This is a genomic window from Legionella pneumophila subsp. fraseri (assembly GCF_000586315.1).
Classification (GTDB): domain Bacteria; phylum Pseudomonadota; class Gammaproteobacteria; order Legionellales; family Legionellaceae; genus Legionella; species Legionella pneumophila_B.
The window spans coordinates 77,984-94,287 of sequence record NZ_JFIM01000024.1; the positions used below are offsets into that span (position 1 = coordinate 77,984).

A 16,304-nucleotide genomic window follows, 5' to 3' on the forward strand; every position below is an offset into this window, starting at 1 on the left:
AGTCAAAGAAATACTTTTTCGTGAGGTAAAGAGAGCACCAGTTAAAATAGTTTATTGTGTAGAGACAGAGGAAAAGAATTTAAAATCAAGGAGTGAAAAATGGCTTGGATCGTTGCAATAATTGGGTCAATTGCCGGTTTTTTATTTGGTTACGATGAGGGAATAATAGCAGGTTCTCTTGGACTGGTAAAAAATCATTTTAATCTGAATGCAACCCACATTGGCGTTATGGCTTCTGCTTTACCTTTTGGGGCATTGTTTGGTTCAATGTTGATTGGTGCATTTATGGCATCAAAGGGCGTAAAACGTTTCGGCAGACGTTCTTTATTATCTTTTGCCGGTTTTCTGTTCTTTGTTGGGGCTCTGGGCGCCGGTTTTGCTGAATCCATCTCTGTATTGATTTTATCTCGGTTAATTCTAGGTTTGGCTATTGGGATGGCTTCTGTTTTAACCCCATTATACCTGGCTGAAACAGCTGCTTTGCAATCACGAGGTGCAGTGGTTGCAATTTATCAACTCGCTTTGACTGTGGGTATTGTTTGTTCTTATTCAGTGAACTATTTGTTGATAGAACAGCAAGCGTGGCGTGCGATGTTTGCGTCGAGTGCTATTCCTGCCTTGTTATTGACCATAGGGATTTTGTTTATGCCGGAGTCTCCAAGGTGGTTATGTAGTGTTGGGCGTTATGATGCAGCAGCAAACTCTTTAAGAAAATTGAGAGGCAAACAATCGGTTGAGCAGGAGTTAAAGGATATTGAAGTAACACTGGCAAACGAACCAAAACAAGGCAACTGGCTACTTCTGTTTCAAAAGCCTTTATTGCCTGTGTTGATGTTAGGAACCATATTATTTTGTTTACAACAATTAAGCGGTATCAATGTAGTAATTTATTTTGCACCGGAAATATTCAAGAATTTAGGCTTGGGCAGCACGGCTGGACAAATATTAGCAACAATGGGAATAGGGTTAGTTAATTTACTGGTTACTATTATTGCCATTTTATATGTCGATAAATTAGGACGACGCAAATTACTCTTACTGGGTTTTGCAGGAACCAGTTTGAGTTTGTTGGCATTATCCCTGTTTTCATTAAATCATGTTGCCTGGTTATCTTATTTATCAGTTATTTGTTTAATGGTTTACATTTTCTCTTTTGCAATCAGCGTGGGTCCTATTCCCCACATTGCTATGGCAGAAATTTTTCCTCTTCATGTTCGTGGTGCCGGTATGGGGATGTCTGCGATGAGTAATTGGTCGTTTAATACGATAGTCATTTTTAGTTTTCCTATCCTGCATCAAATGTTTGGTATAGAAATGACTTTCGCTTTGTATGCGGTAATCTGTTTCTTGGGTTTCATTTATGCTTATATTTATATGCCTGAAACCAAGAATATCAGTTTAGAACAAATAGAAACTTATATAATGAGCGGCAAGCCATTACGATTTTTAGGTAGAGAAGACGAAGAGGTTGATGATGAGCCAGCTAAATCGGAATCTTCTTTGTTGGCTTCAACGAATTGATACAAATTTTTTTCTGATGCCCGTGTTATATTTTGACTAACACGGGCTACAAATTCTGTTCTTTATCGTATTACCTGACCATATAAAATCCTAATGGGTATTCCAGCCCATAATTTTTATTCTATTTTCCAATTGTTTTCTTAAATGAATAGCTCGCAAGACGGAAACGTAACTCCAGGTTAAGGATGTCGCTCCTTGCTGAACTCCGGTATTCAAATTAATTTGTTCGCTTAAATTCAGATCAGGGCCATATTGTTTTATCAGCCTTAGGTAATTGTCCCCTTTCTTTAGATAATTCTGTATATGAAGTTTATTACTGTTGTTCAGCGACAGATTATGAGCCATGGTAAAATAATATTCAGCCATCGTAGCTGTCAAGATAAACCAGGGGTTCCCTATGCTGTTTGTTTGGTAGCCATCATAAGTATCGCCGGGATAACGACCAAACAATATTGCTCCAGAACGGTTTTTATTAATAGGAAACATCAAATTAAATTGCTCATGCAAAGCCTTTGCAGTATTTCGCACAAAGGTGTGATGTGGGGCAAAAACACCTTCTTTTTGTGGGTTGGTTAAAATACCCAACATGACGGACGAATCAAGCTCTAAGGTTTTTTGAGGACCCGGGTGAGGTAATAATGTGGCTTGAATTATTTTATTCTGGTGGTCCAAATGCTGTTTCAGTCGACTGTTAATTAAGTTGGCTTGCATTTCATAAAAAACAGCAGCTTGTCTGTCATGAAGTTGGTGGGCCAAAATAGCACCATCGGTCAGCGCTTTTTGTTGTGCCATAGCCGTGAAAAAATGATGGCCATAAACCTCTTCCCACAGGTCAAAGTTTGCATCTTGCCAATGATGTGCGATGTATTCCAAATCCATTTTGATAGTACCCATGGATTGGGGATCCATAGTGCTGTTATAAAGATGTGTTTTGACATAATCCGTTTCATTATGATCGAGAAGCTGTTGCGCAAAACGAATTAAAACAGACGCTCTGAGTGCCGGACCATCATTTTGTGGTCTTCCCCATTCGCCATCGAAAGGGTTGCCATTGATATAAAATTTGGGTTCACCCAATATGTCCTGACCAGCAATGGGATCAGTTTGATGTTGTATTTTTTCTGTCCATGATACATATTCTAATAAAAGCTTTTTATAGCGAGCGGATTGGCTCGTTTCATACCATGTTTCAATCAATCCCATGGCAATGGCTGAGTCTCGAATCCAGTCATAATAATAATTGGGGTTGTATTGTGAGGGTGAGGCTACGATGGCTCCATTGGGCTGAAAATTATTTAAAAAATGTTTTTTTAATATTTGAACCTCTTCATGGGTAAATACTGAAGCCATAGTTTGTGAGACAAAAAAAATCATTAAGAAAAAGATCCTTTTCAACATAATCTCCTGATAGTAGTTAGTTTTAAAAAAGAAGGTCGCCATAGTACAGGAAATGAGTTTTTCAGACCATAGTCTTTAGGGCGGATTATTGTAAAATCTGTTTAACATCAATTACTTTTTGCCTTGACCCTGTTTTTTGCAAGTCCTTACTTAAAGCTTCCTCAGATCAAGCTCTGTCTCTGATAAAGCGATTGTCTTCAATGGATTGATACTCAAGAAGATCGCCGGGTTGACAATGCAAGTAGGCGCAAATGGCCTCAAGAGTTGCAAAACGTATTGCTTTGGCTTTACCATTTTTTAAAATGGATAAATTCGCTTCAGTAATGCCTATAGCTTCAGCTAAATCTCTAAGTCGACACTTTCTTTTTGCCATCATCACATCCAAATTAACAATAATTGACATCGATTGAAACTCCTTAAACAAGCGGGATATAAACTGATTGAGACTGCGTAAGAAAATCTCTTGATGTCCTTACGCTGAAGTTCACATTAAATGGTTAATAAGGCATCCGTCTTTAATTTATTTGCTTCCTTAATAATCCAGGAAGCGATCAAAATGATAAAAGCAGTAATTAGCGTGGACAAGTTAGCTGTTCCCAAGGTGATGCTTGCAATACGCTGACCAGAAGGATTGGTAAAGGTTAGAGCGGCTGTGATCAAGGGTTGATAAAGCAATTGTATAAGTTCTCCTGATATCAGATAAATACTAATATTCTTAATAAGTCGAATGTTTTCTTCTTCAAATAAATGGCCATGTTCATATAGGCGAAACAGCTTCGCCAATTGATGACAAATTAGAGCGGTGATGGATAAGGGCAATGCTTCTATCAATAAAATAATGAAACGATGCAACAAGGAGAAATGAGAGGGGTCTTTCACTGGGGTTGATAGAAGGGAATGCCATCCTCCCCAATTCAGCATGCTCTCGAAATGAAATAGAATGAAATAAGCTGTTACAAGAGGGAGGCCATAGGTCAATGTTTTGAATAATAGAAAAAGTAAATGACTCACAGATTTTATTTTTTGCATTATAATTGTCCTTCTAAGATGAGATCATGTGTATTTTATAAAAAAATTATTGTTTTGCAATAAAAATTTAATGTTATACGTGGTTTTATTGTAACTGCATGGGGTGAAATCAGTAACATCACACATTAAAATGGCGCGTTAACAATACTTTGAATTGCTTTGACCCATTCAGGATGATCATTCATGCAAGGAATTAACGTAAATTGTTCACCACCAAGTTTTTCCCACTGTTCTTTTGCGCGAATTCCTATTTCCTCAAGAGTTTCCAGGCAATCTGCGACAAAAGAAGGGCAGGAGACTACAATATTCTTAATTCCTTTGTTGATGAGTTCGGCAAGAACTTCATCGGTATAAGGTTTTATCCAGGGAGTTTTCCCTAGTCTGGATTGGAAGGCCGTTGTATATTGGTGGGTGCTTAATTGCAATTCTTTTGCCAGTAACAGGCTGGTCTGGTAGCATTGAGCTCTGTAACAGGCTTGATTTTTATCGTATATGGGGGGGCAAATTTGGTGGCAAACCGTATCGCACCCGCTTTTGTGAATATGCCGTTCGGGAATCCCATGGTAGCTAAAAAGAAGATGGAAATTATCCTTAATATAAGGCTTCATAATTTTAGCTTGCGCATGGATGTATTCTGGTCTTTGGTAGAAATCTCGAATGATCTTGATTGATGGAATTATTTCTTGGCTTGCAAAATAAGTCATGATTTTTTCAACAGATGAACCTGTAGCTGCAGAAGAATATTGAGGAAATAGGGGTAAAATGGTAAGGGAGTGACAATCTTTTAATTCTGCAAGTGCTGTTGTAATTGATGGAGTTCCATAACGCATTCCCAAGGTAATTTTGTACTCATTGTTAAGCGCAACCTTTAATTTGTTCACTAAATTTTGACTGTGATATAAAAGCGGAGATCCTTTTTCAGTCCATATCGATTGGTAAGCCCGAGTTGATTTTGGTGATCTAAAGGGCAAAATCAAACAATATACGAGGATGTATCGGACAAGAGCTGGTAAGTCTATCACTCTTTTGTCAGTAAGAAATTCACGCAAATAGGATTTTACCGCTTTGATATCAGCGTTATCGGGAGTGCCAAGATTTAACAGTAATAAACCACGTCTCATCAGCTTAAGTCCGGTTACTAAATGAAGGACATAATACCTTAAGTTGATGGACGCAGCAGCATAAATATTAGCTACACTGCCGCGCTTAATAGTTTATCACATCAATTGGGCTAAGCTATTTCTTCTTGTTCAGCGTTTTCACTAAGAGCAACAACGTTAGAGGCATGCAAACCTCTTTCACCATTAACTACATCATAGGTGACCGCCTGCCCTGGAACCAGCGTTTTGTATCCAGTGCCGTGAATTGACGAGAAGTGAACAAAAATATCTTCCCCGCCACCTTCCGGGATAATAAAACCCCAACCCTTGGCATTATTAAACCACTTGACTTCGCCTCTAGCCATGAATCCTCCTTATGCTAAAGCTTATCAATCGTCGACTGACATAAGCGGTCAGCTGAGCAATTGCATTCTTCCTTAAATGACAATTGTTAAAAGCCTATTTTACAATAGGTCATTTCAACATAACGCAAAAAGGGATCATTACTCAATAGGTTTATTAAAATTTATCTGTAATTCTTATAATTTTGAGGTCATGTTTTTGTTACAATGATTGAGTACTTATTGACAGAGAGAGTATTTTGTTTTGCATTGATGATCGGATTAAGTCGTCTTCTTTTATACTTGGAGAATGGCCTTTATCTACAGTTCTTTTAAAAAATGACGCCTCATATCCCTGGTTTATTTTAGTTCCAAGAAGAATGGATATTCAAGAAATTTATCAACTTGAAAAGAGTGATCGGTTTTTATTAATTGAAGAAATCAACCAACTGTCTCTTCTGGCTAGTGATTACTTTAAACCAGACAAGCTTAATATAGGCGCTCTTGGCAATATTGTTCCGCAATTACATATCCATATTGTTATCCGCAGAAAAAGTGATCCTTTGTGGCCTCAAGGCATTTGGCAAGCTTCCATGCCTTCTATTCCTTACCTTGAAAGTGAATTAAAAAGTTTACTGTCTACCTTGGGTGATTTAGTCAGGACTTACGGAAAACCTCAGTCTCTTTGTTAAAAAATGTTTTTAATTCGGTCATTTAGTTTATCTAAACTCCCTCATTAACAACATTTTTTGCCTCGATCTTGGGGTTTCTCGTAAGTCCTGCTAGTAAACAAGGCATACTAAAGGTGGGTGTTATTTTATATTTTTGGAAATATTGATACCTTGCATACCACTGATTTGGTCGGAGAGCTCCTTTAGAGACCCTCACAATTACTCCTGGAAACAATCATGTTAATTGATGTAAAGTGATCGCGTTTCCTTCTGAATCCAAGGCGATTGCCATTTTGCAAACAGGCGAAGTGAACAGATCAATTTTGAACTGAACTCCTTTGGATTTTAGTTGGAATACCAGCTCATCAAGATTATCTACTTCAAAAGCAACGCTACCTCCGGAATTAGCGCTGGGGATAACTCCTTGAGCCAATGTAGTAATTGCAAAACAACCCCCTTGAGGTAAATCATATTCTACCCATGCTCCCTCAGCGGAAATTTTACCGACTTTAAGTCCAAGTGTTTTTTCATAAAATTGCCTTGCTCTATCCATATTTTGAGCTGGATACATGGTAAATGCGATTTTTTTGATCATGGGAGCTCCTTGTTGAAATTTAAATATACTTTCACCATTAGATGAATTATAAATTACAATGATAAACTTTCACTTTGAAATAAACGATGATGTGCATGCTTAAAAAATTAATGTTCTTATTATTGTTGGGAGCAGGTTTGTTAAGCTGTGGTCAAAGCACGGATCAGCAAATATCTAATATTGTAACACCTAAACAATTCCCTTCCAGTCCCAGGGATTATCGGCCAGTTCAAGAATTACCTTATTTAGCCTGGTGGAAGCAGTTTCAAGATCCGGAGTTGGATCGTTTAATTGATGCTGGCTTGAAAACCAATATGGATATTCATATTGCGATGGCTAATTTACAACAAGCACAAGGAGAGTTACAGCAAGTGAAGTTGAGTTGGATACCTAATGTTCAAATATTGGGAGGATATTCCACTAATCCTGCTCTTGGGGTGCCTGGAGGGTTTTATGGAATATGGCCAACTTATGTTTTGAATATTATGCAACTTTATACTCAGCAAAAGCGGGCTCAATATCAGGTCCAATATCATCAGGCAGCCATCGATGGTTTGCGCTTGACCTTAATTGGTCAGGTAGCAGCAGCTTATTTCACTTTGATTGCGCAGTTGGAGCAACTTAAATTATTGTATGAACTGGACAGGGATTTAAAATCGTTAATTGCTTTGAGCAGGAAAGAAATCAATATAGGATTAAAAAATGATATTGATTTGGCTCAGTTACAATCTAACGAGCGCTTGATAGCAGCACAAATAAAACCTATCAAGCACAACATTGTCGTTAGCCAGAATGCGTTGCGTTATTTAATCAATGAGAATCCTGGTTTAATCAAAAGCAAAAATAATTTTGCTCAATTGGATTTTACCCGCTTTAAACCCGGAAGTTTACCCGCTACTGTATTAAGTAATCGCCCTGATATGAAGATGGCTGAGTATTCCTTAAAAGCAGCTCGTACAGGTGTTTTTGTAGCGTATAGTGATTTTTTTCCTGTTATGCAGCTGGATGATTTCATTGGAGAGGCACATTTGCCTGATAGCACGTTTGAACAAGCGACCGATGCGTACTTAAACTGGGCAATTAATCCAAATACTCTGGGTAAAATTTCAGTTAGTAAGGGAGTTTATAATGCAAAATTGGCCGAATACGTTAAGACAGTCCGATTAATTTTAAAAGAAGTTGATAATGCTTTTTCAGCTAATAAGCGCATGAGAGAGCAATTTTTATCCTATCGGCATGCACAAGAAGATTATCAGCATAAATACAAGTTACAAAATGGTTTATTAAAAACAGGTCTAATGTCTTATAAAGAGTTATTGGAGAGTAAGGTTTATCTGGATAATTTGGCACTCTCAACAAATCAGGCGAAGCTGGAATTGGCCATGTCACTTGTTATGTTGTATCAAGATTTGGCTGGTGGGTATGCCTATAGTGACTAAATCAGTTTGATTTGTAACGCACTGATTTTAAAAGTTGCCAAGCAGGCTAAAATTCCAGTTCTCATCTCTTGAGCTGTTTGATGAGATAGGCTAATTTCGCATTATTTTATATACCAAGGGAAACTGGTTGGCTATTTTATGAAAAAATTGATGGAATATGGTGGAAAAATAAAAGAGTATTTGCTTCGTTTAAAACCAAAACGTTGGTTTACCCTCACTAATTCCATTATTTTTATTGGTTTTCTTACCGCAATTATCTATGTTTTCTCCTATTTGATTCCTTTTACTGATAATGCGTTTGTAGTAAATAATGTACGGCCAGTTGCGGCACTGACAAGCGGATACATAACCGATCTTTATGTAAAAAATGGTGATGTAGTACGTAAGGGACAAAAACTATTTACCGTATTCAAAAAGCCCTATGAATACACAGTTGAGCAACTCAGCGCTGATTTAGCTGGAGCACAGGCAAAGTTGGCTGTATTAAAAACCACGTACGAACGGGATTTCAAACTTAGTCAAAATGAGCAAAAAATATATACAAAACTGGCACAGGATGATCAAAAATATCTTAAAGGGTATGCTATAAGATCTGTTTCTCTGATCACTTTGCAAAACTCCCAACAAGAAACAAAAGCAGCTAAAGATAAATGGCAGGCTTCGTTGAAACAACTGGAAATAGATCAGCATCAAATAACAGTTCAGGAGAATGAAATAAAATCCATTCAGGCTCGATTAAAAAATGCCAAAGTCAATTTGGATTTAACGGATGTCTATGCGCAGGGTAATGGGGTTATTCAAAATTTGTTTTTTACCATAGGAACGCCAGTCAATATCAATCAGCCATTATTCTCATTAGTTGATCAGGATAATATTTATATTCAGGCCAATTTTAATGAGACGGATTTGCGTGATGTGCGCAAGGGATCAAAGGTATTGATATTTCCAAGAATGTATTTAGGAAGAAAAATATTTCATGGTGTTATTGATTCTGATTATTGGTCTGCGAATAGGCAATTGGTGGACGTGCGCACGCAGCTGCAAAATGTTATCAATGAAAATCAATGGATTTTATTGCCCCAGCGCCTTCCTGTGATTATCAAGGTTACTGACCCTGACCCTAAATACCCACTTCGTGTCGGAGCTAGTGCTTATGTCTATGTCGAAGTTTATTGAATGGGTTGAGCAGGTTGATCCCTATGCTGTTCAACGAATAGCACTCTATAAATCACTTTTTATTGCCACAGTAATGGCCTATGTTTATTGGATATTTCGTCCCACGAATTTTACGGCATTTTTTTCACCATTTTTGCTGGTAAGATTTTATGAATCTCCCAGTCTTGCCAGTTTTAAAGAGAAAGAGCATTTTTTGATTTTTATTGGAGTGGTAGTGATATTGCTGAGTACTTCTTTTTATCTCGTTTACCCATTTCGTGTTGTGTTTTTCTTTTTCTCAGTTATTGCATTAACAAGTGTTTATTTTTATGTACTGAAAAAATATCTTTCATTAAAGAATGTGACTATGCTTATTGTTGCATCTGGAGCAACAATTTTAAGTACAGAGCCCCCTGCAAATTGTCAAATTGTTTATGACATTATTGGGTCAAGCGCATTATCGATGATTGCCATATTCATTTGCTTAAGATTTTTTCCAAACCAATATCTCAGAGTATGGAAGAGGGCTATGGCAAAATTTATTCAATCCCTTGAGCTGGATATTGAAAAATCATTTAGTCATCGTGGTCTGAGATTCATGCAGGAAGAAATGATAAATCTGAGCGTAATTAGACAATATCGTAGACTTATCCCCAAAAAATACATGATTTTTACCCAGAAAATTTCAATCAATATACGTAATATTCAATTTTCTTTGGATAATCTTTATTATGAAGGAGAAAATCAAGCTTTCTGGCATGAAGTGAAAGAGAATCTTTATAGGCTTAGATGCGCAATTAAAGCAAATACATCCTGTGATGATCCTATAATGTCTATCCTGCCTGAGACAAAATTACAACAATATGTTATGAGATGCTTGCAACAAGCATTTAGCAAATGGAATCAATTATGCATAATACTTCAGCATTGAAGAAACAACTTGATTATGCTCGATTTATTCACCTGCTCATCATGTTTATGGTTGCCATGCTCATTTTTTTGTTTTCAACTTTTCCTGAAAAATGGTGGGTATTGATCACTGTTTTGTCAGTAAGTGCGGGAATTGAACCAGGATTGATTATCAGAAGAGCTAAACATCGGATTTGGGGAACACTTTTAGCTCTCATCCTTTTGATTCCCTTACTTTATTTATTGCAATTGAACTATCGATTGATATCCATCCTGTTCGTTCTGGCGATAGTTGGATTGAGTGTTGCTACGTTAAACACAAAACGTTACGACATTAGTGTATTTTTTATTACTTTAGTTGTCTTTTTTTTAATGGCACAAACGGAAGAAGCGACATCGCCTCATGGCCCTTTTGAGATGGTTCTTAATCGAGGCATATGCACACTGTTTGGTATTTGTATTGTGTTGGCAGGCGATTATTTCTTATTTCAGGCATACCGTTATTCTCATAGACTTTATTTTTTTCATCAGGTGATGGTTTATGATTTTTTAAATGATATTGTGCAAAAAATCGCTAAGTCCAATACAGAAAAAGTGAATACCTTACTCTTTGTAGAGAAATTACGTGGCCAATTTACCGAGCATTATCTCCCGATATCCATCAGCTCCGAAAATTTGAAACTGGATTTTAAAACCAGTGAACATACTAAAAAAAGAATTGATATTTTTCAGGAAACGATTTGGGAAATCCGACGCTTGGTTTTTGCATTATGCATTTCAGAGTTTGTTTTACATTCCTCAACGGCATCTGAACAGCATTTGCAACGATTTAAGTTGCTGATGAATAAAGCTCGTACTCATTTTATTCAGTTTGAAGGTCATTATTAATTAGAAGTAGGAAGTACAAACATGTCTCATCCTGACTATAGTGTTTATAACGAGAAGTGCCCATCACATAATATTCTTGAAGGTATTAGTGATAAATGGTCTATATTGGTGATTAGTCTTTTATCCCAAAGAATATACCGCTTTGGTGAGTTAAAACGAGAGATCGGTGGAATATCGCCCAAAATGCTGGCACAAACATTACTGAAATTGGAGCGATATGGCTTTGTCCAAAGACAATCGTATCCTGTTTTACCTATGAAGGTTGAATACTCATTAACCGGTTTGGGTAAAGAATTAAGTGCCATATTGGTTTTGCTTACCCGCTGGACTGAAACCAATATGGATAGAATAATCAATGCGGAAAAGACATTTAGTGAACAGAAGCTTTATTGTGATTCCTAATTTATCTAAACCATTTTATTAAAGTTTCCTCACCTAAATGGTCATGGATATAGTTTAAATAGCGAGTCAGTTCCAAGGCATAATCTTCTTCAGAAACTTGGAGGTTTTTGTCGAGCAAAGGATCATGATGAAAGAAAATTCCATTAAGACAGGTATTACAAAACTCATGATAATCTCTGGTGAATAAAAGAAAGGTATGCCACATCTTATCAATATCAGCCATTTCAGCATGAATGACACAAGAGAAATCCAGATTTTTATCATCAGGATAAAGTAATTTATCTGTTTTATGTTTATGGCAGAGCCAAATAAATTTCATTAATTCATGCAATGCATCTTCAGCTTGCATGGCTGCAGTCGGGTAATCCATATTATATCTGGTAATAATTTTATGATTTCGGTAATCGAGTAAGTGTTTTAAGTCAGGATGCATGATTATGAGTCTTCGATTGGTTTAAGTGTAACGGCACGTTTTTGCTAACGCGCCATTATTCCGGCTAAATCATCCAATACAAGTTCCTGGGCCACACCATCCTCTATGCCTTTTTAACAGTTTTTCCTGAACAATTTTTTTTATGAGTTTTTCTTTCATAATCCACTCCTTTATTTTATAAAATGAACCGGTTTGAGACTAAGATATTCAATAAAATCAGTCAATTAGTTACTTTTTGGTAACTAGGAGGTACATAGTTAATGAATAAAAGAAATTGGATCGCTTATTATAATTCTACGAAACAAAATACTCTGCCCAGGAAGTCTTTGCTCAAGGCAATTGCAAATTTTGATAAAGAAGAGGTAAGCCCACCTAAGTCGTCAATAGATTTGGGATGTGGTGCTGGTATGGATGTTATGGAGCTTTTACGTGGCGGTTGGTTTGTCATTGCTATTGATTCGCAATTGGCCGCTATAGACAGTTTGTTTTCTTCAGTTCAGGGGTTAACATGGGTTAATCATCTAAAAACAGTAGTATCTTCATTTGAAACTTTGGATTTTCTTCCTAAAGTAAACTTAATTAACGCCAGTTTTAGTCTCCCATTTCTTAAGCCGGTTTATTTCTATAAATTCTGGAAAGTTATTTTAAGAGGGCTTGAGCCAGATGGTCGATTTTCTGGTTCATTTTTTGGTTTTAATGACTCCTGGAATACCAGAACGGATATGACTTTTTTAAATCGGGAAATGATTTGCCATTTGTTTGCCCAATTCAAAATCGAGTATTTTCAAGAAGAAGAAAACGATGCTATGGATGCTTTGGGTTATTATAAACATTGGCATAAATTTTATATTGTAGCTAAAAAAAACGCATGATCAGGCAATCATAAAATTGTCTAATTGGGTTAGAAAATTGAATCGTGCTCACCTGAGTGGAGAATTTTAAAAGGTGAGATACGAGGATGACAAGAAACACCAAATAGTAAATTTGGTGTTTCTTGATGAATTAATAGGTAGGATAAAAAATTTTAAAGCGCATTTTTAGGGGCGTCTATGCCAGCTTCTTCAAAACGGCTTTCTGGAACTCTTCTTAAGGGAGGTATTTCTCCACCGGTCATAAAGAAAAGACTAATAGAATCTTTTAAATTTTGTTGATCGTATGTTTCTTTTGAGCTGTATTGCTCCCTAATTTTATTGAGCAGATTTGTAAGTTTTTCAGTAGAGGCATGAATGGTTGGAGCATCTACTTCTCTATCAACGATTGAATAAACGGATTGCAGCAATTGCATGTAATCGTACTTTACTATACCACCGAAGCGATTGATTAATTGTGATTTCCTTGCTTGTTCTCCGAAGCGATTACCTTCAGCATCACATTTAGAAGAAACAGCTTCCAAACCACCCATTAATTTAATGATTTCACAGGTATTTTTAATTTTATCTTCAGTCAGGTATTTGATATTGGTGCTATTCACCAGCAGGAAATGTGGTGCTTGTTCTGAAATGGGGGCATTATGTTGAACTACGTACTTGAATAATTCAAGATCCTGATTTTTACAAGCCAATTCAATTGGTGTTTCTTTGTGATGGTTGATAGGATAATCAAAATCAACATGATGCTTAACCAAAATATCAAGCATTTTGTAGTCAATATGTTTTTTATTTAATACTCTAGCCAGGGGTGAATCATAAGTTGGGGGGACGTACTGATTTACAAGCTCAGGATCTTTATCCAGTATAGTATTGACAGTTTCATAATGACCTTCAGATACTGCCTTCATCAAATCACGCAATTCAGCTGATGCTATTTTCATTTCACTTCTACCCATTGTAATCACCTGTTTTAAACTATCGTCATAGTATTCTAAAAATCAAACTGGCTGAATCTTAGCATGAGAGCTGTATAAATGACAATATTTTTGTTCATTTATTTTACTCATAATGATTATTTAGGCCAATTCAGGCATTAATTTAAATAAAAGACATGTTTTTTTAAATTTGAACAATAAGTTTAATATTTTCTTAATGTTTGTGCTTTAACATAGTGTCGTTGAAATATAAGTTGTCAAGCAAGACAATGTTTAAAGGTAGAGTTTATATGCAAAACATAGATGAGATTCTAAAGAAACTGGGAGAGGATCTGAAAAAGACTTCGAAGGAAACGGCTGAGAAGCTCAGTGTTTTATCAAAGAAAGTTGCTGAAGATGTGGTTAAGGTATCCAATGAAACGGTTCAAAAAATTAGTGAAGTCACTAAAAAATTCACCGTAGATACTACAGTCAGCACGATTGAGGCCCAAAAAGTTTTAGATAATTTTATGAAAAATATACGTTTTTCTCGATTTAAGCAGATTTGGCAAGCAATTGAGGAAACACCGAAATCCAAGCATATATTGTTAAAATCTCTCTTCTTAAAAGGGCTATTGACTCATAATAAACCTCTACTTGAAGAAATTATACGACAAATTGAATTAATACCTTACTCAAGTGATCTGGAGATGCTCGGTGCTTTTAGTAAGAACAATACATATCCACTCTCACCTGAGCTTTTAGAATTTGTACAACTCGTGCTTGCCGATGAACGTGAAAAATCATTGCTTACTATTTTGATGAATGCCTTTCAATCTATTCCTGAGCTTTCTCTTGATAGCAAGACCGGGACTTTAAGCATGAAAACTAAAAAAGCCTTACTGCCTCTTTTAATTGAAAAAGTAGATACTTCGATTGCAAAATCCATTATGTCGCAATTAACCGATATCTCATTTGATTCTGTATTACCCGCATTTCGTCCGTCGATTGGTGATCCCAGCTATAAGAAAACGAACATAAACTTGAGTAAATACCTATCTCTTGTTGGTGATAAAACAGATATTTCAGAGTTTTTAATATTAACCATTGGTCTTTTTTCCTCCTTAAAAATAGGAGATAAGGGGTTTCTGCAAGAATTATCGGCTGATTATTTATTTGTTCGATATGATGACTGCTTGCATAAAATAATGGAAAAATTAAAGGAAAAGGAAGTAATAGAAAAATTAGGAAAAAATGAAGTTCAAAAAATCATGGAAGCATCTCGAAACCTTAAGCTTTTTGATCCCAAGAGGAATGACCCAAGGCGATTTTTTGAAACCCGTCTTGCACAGTATATTAATGGGCTTCCCCACTCTGAAGAAACCCTTGAAATCGAGTTGAAAGAAGAGAGTATAGAGCCTGAAGATGAGGAGTTAAGGGATAGCACGCTGAAGGCATGTAATAAAATTCTGCAATTCTTTTTAGGTGATTGTGGACGAGTTGATACTCCACGAGAGATGGAACAAAAAATCTGTATCTTTGCCAATGGTTATAAGGATACTTCTAAATTTACCAAGAAAGAAGTTGAGTTTATTACCGGTGTATTACATCATGCTGAAGCGCATAAAGGACGCGATCGGATTGGACGGGAAGAATCGACGGGCATTAAAGAAAGAAAATTTGAGACTGATTCAGAAAAAGTCGGTTCGGATGTATGGAATTGTGGTGGCGGAGTCATGAGAGGCTATTCTCCTGTCTTTTATGACGCTCAACGCGAACCCATGCGTAATATGCTGGTAGATTCATCAACTTTTGCACCTGATAATAAAGAGGGAAAACAATGGTTTTGGAACAATAACCGCCAGTATTCGTCTTACGTAGGGTCGATTTCCGGGCATACTTGCAATATTGTGGGTATGTTAGCCAAGTATATGGCAGAATATAAAGAAGATCCCGATTTGCAAAGTGACATCAATCTTTTTCTTATCCAGGTCATAGGTGTTTATGCCAAGCGTGGTTTTCATGCGATGCTTGAGGTCATTGATGTTCTTCATGATCCCTACGTACAGGAGATCTTCAAAGAGTATGGTGTTAAAGTTAACCTTTATAGCTATTTTAAAGAAAACCCTGAGCTTGCTGGATTTCTACAGCATGCGATGAATGATGCAACCGCTTATACTCTGGCACTTGTGAATAAGGAGCATGTCAAGGTAGCACTCCAATCCCATTCACTCTTCAGCAAGAAAGTCGAAGAGAGTGGGGATAAGAAAAATGACCATACGCCAAAAGATGGAAATGTTTATGGGTGTTAGGGGATAATTTGAGATCCCATTGCCTATTTGCCTCGGTTTGTCCGAGGCATGCAATCTAGGGAAATTCTGTATTAAGAATAAATCTTTTTAAACAAATTGTCCTGAACAACATTGATTTTTCCAATCAAATTTTAATTTCTATTGTCCAAACTAATTGTTTAAGCGTTTTAACGACAAGCAGCTTCCCACAGGCTATGAATTTCTTAACATAATTGATAAATTATGATTCTTCGCGCGCGGACTATGTTGATGTGTTTTGACAATCTTCGAGTCAATAAATCAGGACTTGTGTATTCCGGAGCGAAATGATCACCAATTCCGGCGGCAT

General features: G+C 36.6%; 17 protein-coding genes. 9 read left to right on the forward strand and 8 right to left on the reverse strand.

The annotated features are described in order from the left end of the window. The first annotated feature begins 99 nt into the window (after nucleotides 1-99). A complete protein-coding gene (locus CC34_RS0106570; RefSeq protein WP_028379283.1) occupies nucleotides 100-1,521 on the forward strand; it encodes a sugar porter family MFS transporter in 1,422 nt (473 codons plus the stop codon). Between the two features lie 90 nt (nucleotides 1,522-1,611). On the opposite strand, the gene legY is transcribed toward CC34_RS0106570, so the two are convergent. From legY to CC34_RS0106595, 5 genes are all read right to left on the reverse strand, one after another. Then, nucleotides 1,612-2,961 carry a Dot/Icm T4SS effector LegY gene (legY, locus tag CC34_RS0106575; RefSeq protein WP_080274127.1) on the reverse strand — a complete coding sequence of 450 codons (1,350 nt, stop codon included), beginning with the start codon at nucleotides 2,959-2,961 and terminating at the stop codon, nucleotides 1,612-1,614. A gap of 124 nt (nucleotides 2,962-3,085) precedes the next feature. Further along, nucleotides 3,086-3,322 (reverse strand): helix-turn-helix domain-containing protein, encoded by a 237-nt coding sequence (locus tag CC34_RS0106580; RefSeq protein ID WP_028379285.1) that lies wholly within the window; start codon nucleotides 3,320-3,322, stop codon nucleotides 3,086-3,088. Nucleotides 3,323-3,408: 86 nt separating this feature from the next. Next, the gene (locus CC34_RS0106585; protein ID WP_028379286.1) at nucleotides 3,409-3,948 is read right to left on the reverse strand and encodes a DUF2975 domain-containing protein; all 540 of its coding nucleotides are present in this window, start codon (nucleotides 3,946-3,948) and stop codon (nucleotides 3,409-3,411) included. A 125-nt stretch (nucleotides 3,949-4,073) separates the two neighbouring features. After that, entirely contained in the window at nucleotides 4,074-5,069 is a 996-nt protein-coding gene (gene hemH / locus CC34_RS0106590; protein ID WP_028379287.1) for a ferrochelatase, read from the reverse strand. 110 nt (nucleotides 5,070-5,179) lie between these two features. Beyond that, nucleotides 5,180-5,413, reverse strand: a complete 234-nt coding sequence (locus CC34_RS0106595) for a cold-shock protein (RefSeq protein WP_010946175.1) — start codon at nucleotides 5,411-5,413, stop codon at nucleotides 5,180-5,182. A gap of 236 nt (nucleotides 5,414-5,649) precedes the next feature. Here CC34_RS0106595 and CC34_RS0106600 point away from each other — a divergent pair, with 236 nt between their 5' ends. After that, nucleotides 5,650-6,081 carry an HIT domain-containing protein gene (locus CC34_RS0106600; protein ID WP_027228912.1) on the forward strand — a complete coding sequence of 144 codons (432 nt, stop codon included), beginning with the start codon at nucleotides 5,650-5,652 and terminating at the stop codon, nucleotides 6,079-6,081. A 214-nt stretch (nucleotides 6,082-6,295) separates the two neighbouring features. Here the strand turns inward: CC34_RS0106600 and CC34_RS0106610 are convergent, their stop codons facing one another. Further along, entirely contained in the window at nucleotides 6,296-6,655 is a 360-nt protein-coding gene (locus tag CC34_RS0106610; RefSeq protein WP_027228911.1) for a VOC family protein, read from the reverse strand. 86 nt (nucleotides 6,656-6,741) lie between these two features. On the opposite strand from CC34_RS0106610, the gene CC34_RS0106615 reads away from it, so the two are divergent. The 5 genes from CC34_RS0106615 (at nucleotide 6,742) to CC34_RS0106635 (ending at nucleotide 11,448) form a co-directional block, all read left to right on the forward strand. After that, the gene (locus tag CC34_RS0106615) at nucleotides 6,742-8,094 is read left to right on the forward strand and encodes a TolC family protein (RefSeq protein WP_080274129.1); all 1,353 of its coding nucleotides are present in this window, start codon (nucleotides 6,742-6,744) and stop codon (nucleotides 8,092-8,094) included. Between the two features lie 138 nt (nucleotides 8,095-8,232). Then, nucleotides 8,233-9,270: an HlyD family secretion protein gene (locus CC34_RS0106620; protein WP_028379289.1), complete on the forward strand. Its 1,038-nt coding sequence runs from the start codon at nucleotides 8,233-8,235 to the stop codon at nucleotides 9,268-9,270. Next, entirely contained in the window at nucleotides 9,248-10,180 is a 933-nt protein-coding gene (locus CC34_RS0106625) for a hypothetical protein (protein ID WP_028379290.1), read from the forward strand. The genes CC34_RS0106620 and CC34_RS0106625 overlap by 23 nt, the downstream gene beginning before the upstream one ends. Next, entirely contained in the window at nucleotides 10,159-11,046 is an 888-nt protein-coding gene (locus CC34_RS0106630) for an FUSC family protein (protein WP_028379291.1), read from the forward strand. Before CC34_RS0106625 ends, CC34_RS0106630 begins: the two co-directional genes overlap by 22 nt. A gap of 21 nt (nucleotides 11,047-11,067) precedes the next feature. Continuing rightward, on the forward strand, nucleotides 11,068-11,448 hold the full coding sequence (locus CC34_RS0106635) for a winged helix-turn-helix transcriptional regulator (RefSeq protein ID WP_028379292.1): 381 nt from the start codon (nucleotides 11,068-11,070) through the stop codon (nucleotides 11,446-11,448). A gap of 1 nt (nucleotide 11,449) precedes the next feature. Here the strand turns inward: CC34_RS0106635 and CC34_RS0106640 are convergent, their stop codons facing one another. After that, nucleotides 11,450-11,881 (reverse strand): glycine-rich domain-containing protein, encoded by a 432-nt coding sequence (locus CC34_RS0106640; RefSeq protein WP_028379293.1) that lies wholly within the window; start codon nucleotides 11,879-11,881, stop codon nucleotides 11,450-11,452. 260 nt (nucleotides 11,882-12,141) lie between these two features. Between CC34_RS0106640 and CC34_RS0106650 the strand changes: the two genes are divergently transcribed. Further along, nucleotides 12,142-12,753, forward strand: coding sequence for a class I SAM-dependent methyltransferase (locus CC34_RS0106650; protein ID WP_028379294.1), 612 nt, complete (start codon nucleotides 12,142-12,144; stop codon nucleotides 12,751-12,753). Nucleotides 12,754-12,905: 152 nt separating this feature from the next. Here CC34_RS0106650 and ankJ read toward each other — a convergent pair whose 3' ends face one another. Next, nucleotides 12,906-13,715 (reverse strand): Dot/Icm T4SS effector AnkJ/LegA11, encoded by an 810-nt coding sequence (gene ankJ, locus CC34_RS0106655; protein WP_080274133.1) that lies wholly within the window; start codon nucleotides 13,713-13,715, stop codon nucleotides 12,906-12,908. A 260-nt stretch (nucleotides 13,716-13,975) separates the two neighbouring features. Between ankJ and ceg14 the strand changes: the two genes are divergently transcribed. Continuing rightward, entirely contained in the window at nucleotides 13,976-15,976 is a 2,001-nt protein-coding gene (gene ceg14 / locus CC34_RS0106660) for a Dot/Icm T4SS effector Ceg14/sidL (protein ID WP_028379296.1), read from the forward strand. The last annotated feature ends 328 nt before the right edge of the window (nucleotides 15,977-16,304 follow it).

Bases quoted from the DNA above. Each gene is read 5' to 3' on its own strand.
- CC34_RS0106650 (WP_028379294.1), top strand. From the start codon at position 12,142: ATGAATAAAAGAAATTGGATCGCTTATTATAATTCTACGAAACAAAAT.
- CC34_RS0106570 (WP_028379283.1), top strand. From the start codon at position 100: ATGGCTTGGATCGTTGCAATAATTGGGTCAATTGCCGGTTTTTTATTT.
- CC34_RS0106585 (WP_028379286.1), bottom strand. From the start codon at position 3,948: ATGCAAAAAATAAAATCTGTGAGTCATTTACTTTTTCTATTATTCAAA.
- CC34_RS0106580 (WP_028379285.1), bottom strand. From the start codon at position 3,322: ATGTCAATTATTGTTAATTTGGATGTGATGATGGCAAAAAGAAAGTGT.
- CC34_RS0106610 (WP_027228911.1), bottom strand. From the start codon at position 6,655: ATGATCAAAAAAATCGCATTTACCATGTATCCAGCTCAAAATATGGAT.
- CC34_RS0106620 (WP_028379289.1), top strand. From the start codon at position 8,233: ATGAAAAAATTGATGGAATATGGTGGAAAAATAAAAGAGTATTTGCTT.
- CC34_RS0106635 (WP_028379292.1), top strand. From the start codon at position 11,068: ATGTCTCATCCTGACTATAGTGTTTATAACGAGAAGTGCCCATCACAT.
- CC34_RS0106630 (WP_028379291.1), top strand. From the start codon at position 10,159: ATGCATAATACTTCAGCATTGAAGAAACAACTTGATTATGCTCGATTT.
- CC34_RS0106640 (WP_028379293.1), bottom strand. From the start codon at position 11,881: ATGCATCCTGACTTAAAACACTTACTCGATTACCGAAATCATAAAATT.
- CC34_RS0106595 (WP_010946175.1), bottom strand. From the start codon at position 5,413: ATGGCTAGAGGCGAAGTCAAGTGGTTTAATAATGCCAAGGGTTGGGGT.
- legY (WP_080274127.1), bottom strand. From the start codon at position 2,961: ATGGCGACCTTCTTTTTTAAAACTAACTACTATCAGGAGATTATGTTG.
- CC34_RS0106625 (WP_028379290.1), top strand. From the start codon at position 9,248: ATGTCTATGTCGAAGTTTATTGAATGGGTTGAGCAGGTTGATCCCTAT.
- hemH (WP_028379287.1), bottom strand. From the start codon at position 5,069: ATGAGACGTGGTTTATTACTGTTAAATCTTGGCACTCCCGATAACGCT.
- ceg14 (WP_028379296.1), top strand. From the start codon at position 13,976: ATGCAAAACATAGATGAGATTCTAAAGAAACTGGGAGAGGATCTGAAA.
- CC34_RS0106615 (WP_080274129.1), top strand. From the start codon at position 6,742: ATGATGTGCATGCTTAAAAAATTAATGTTCTTATTATTGTTGGGAGCA.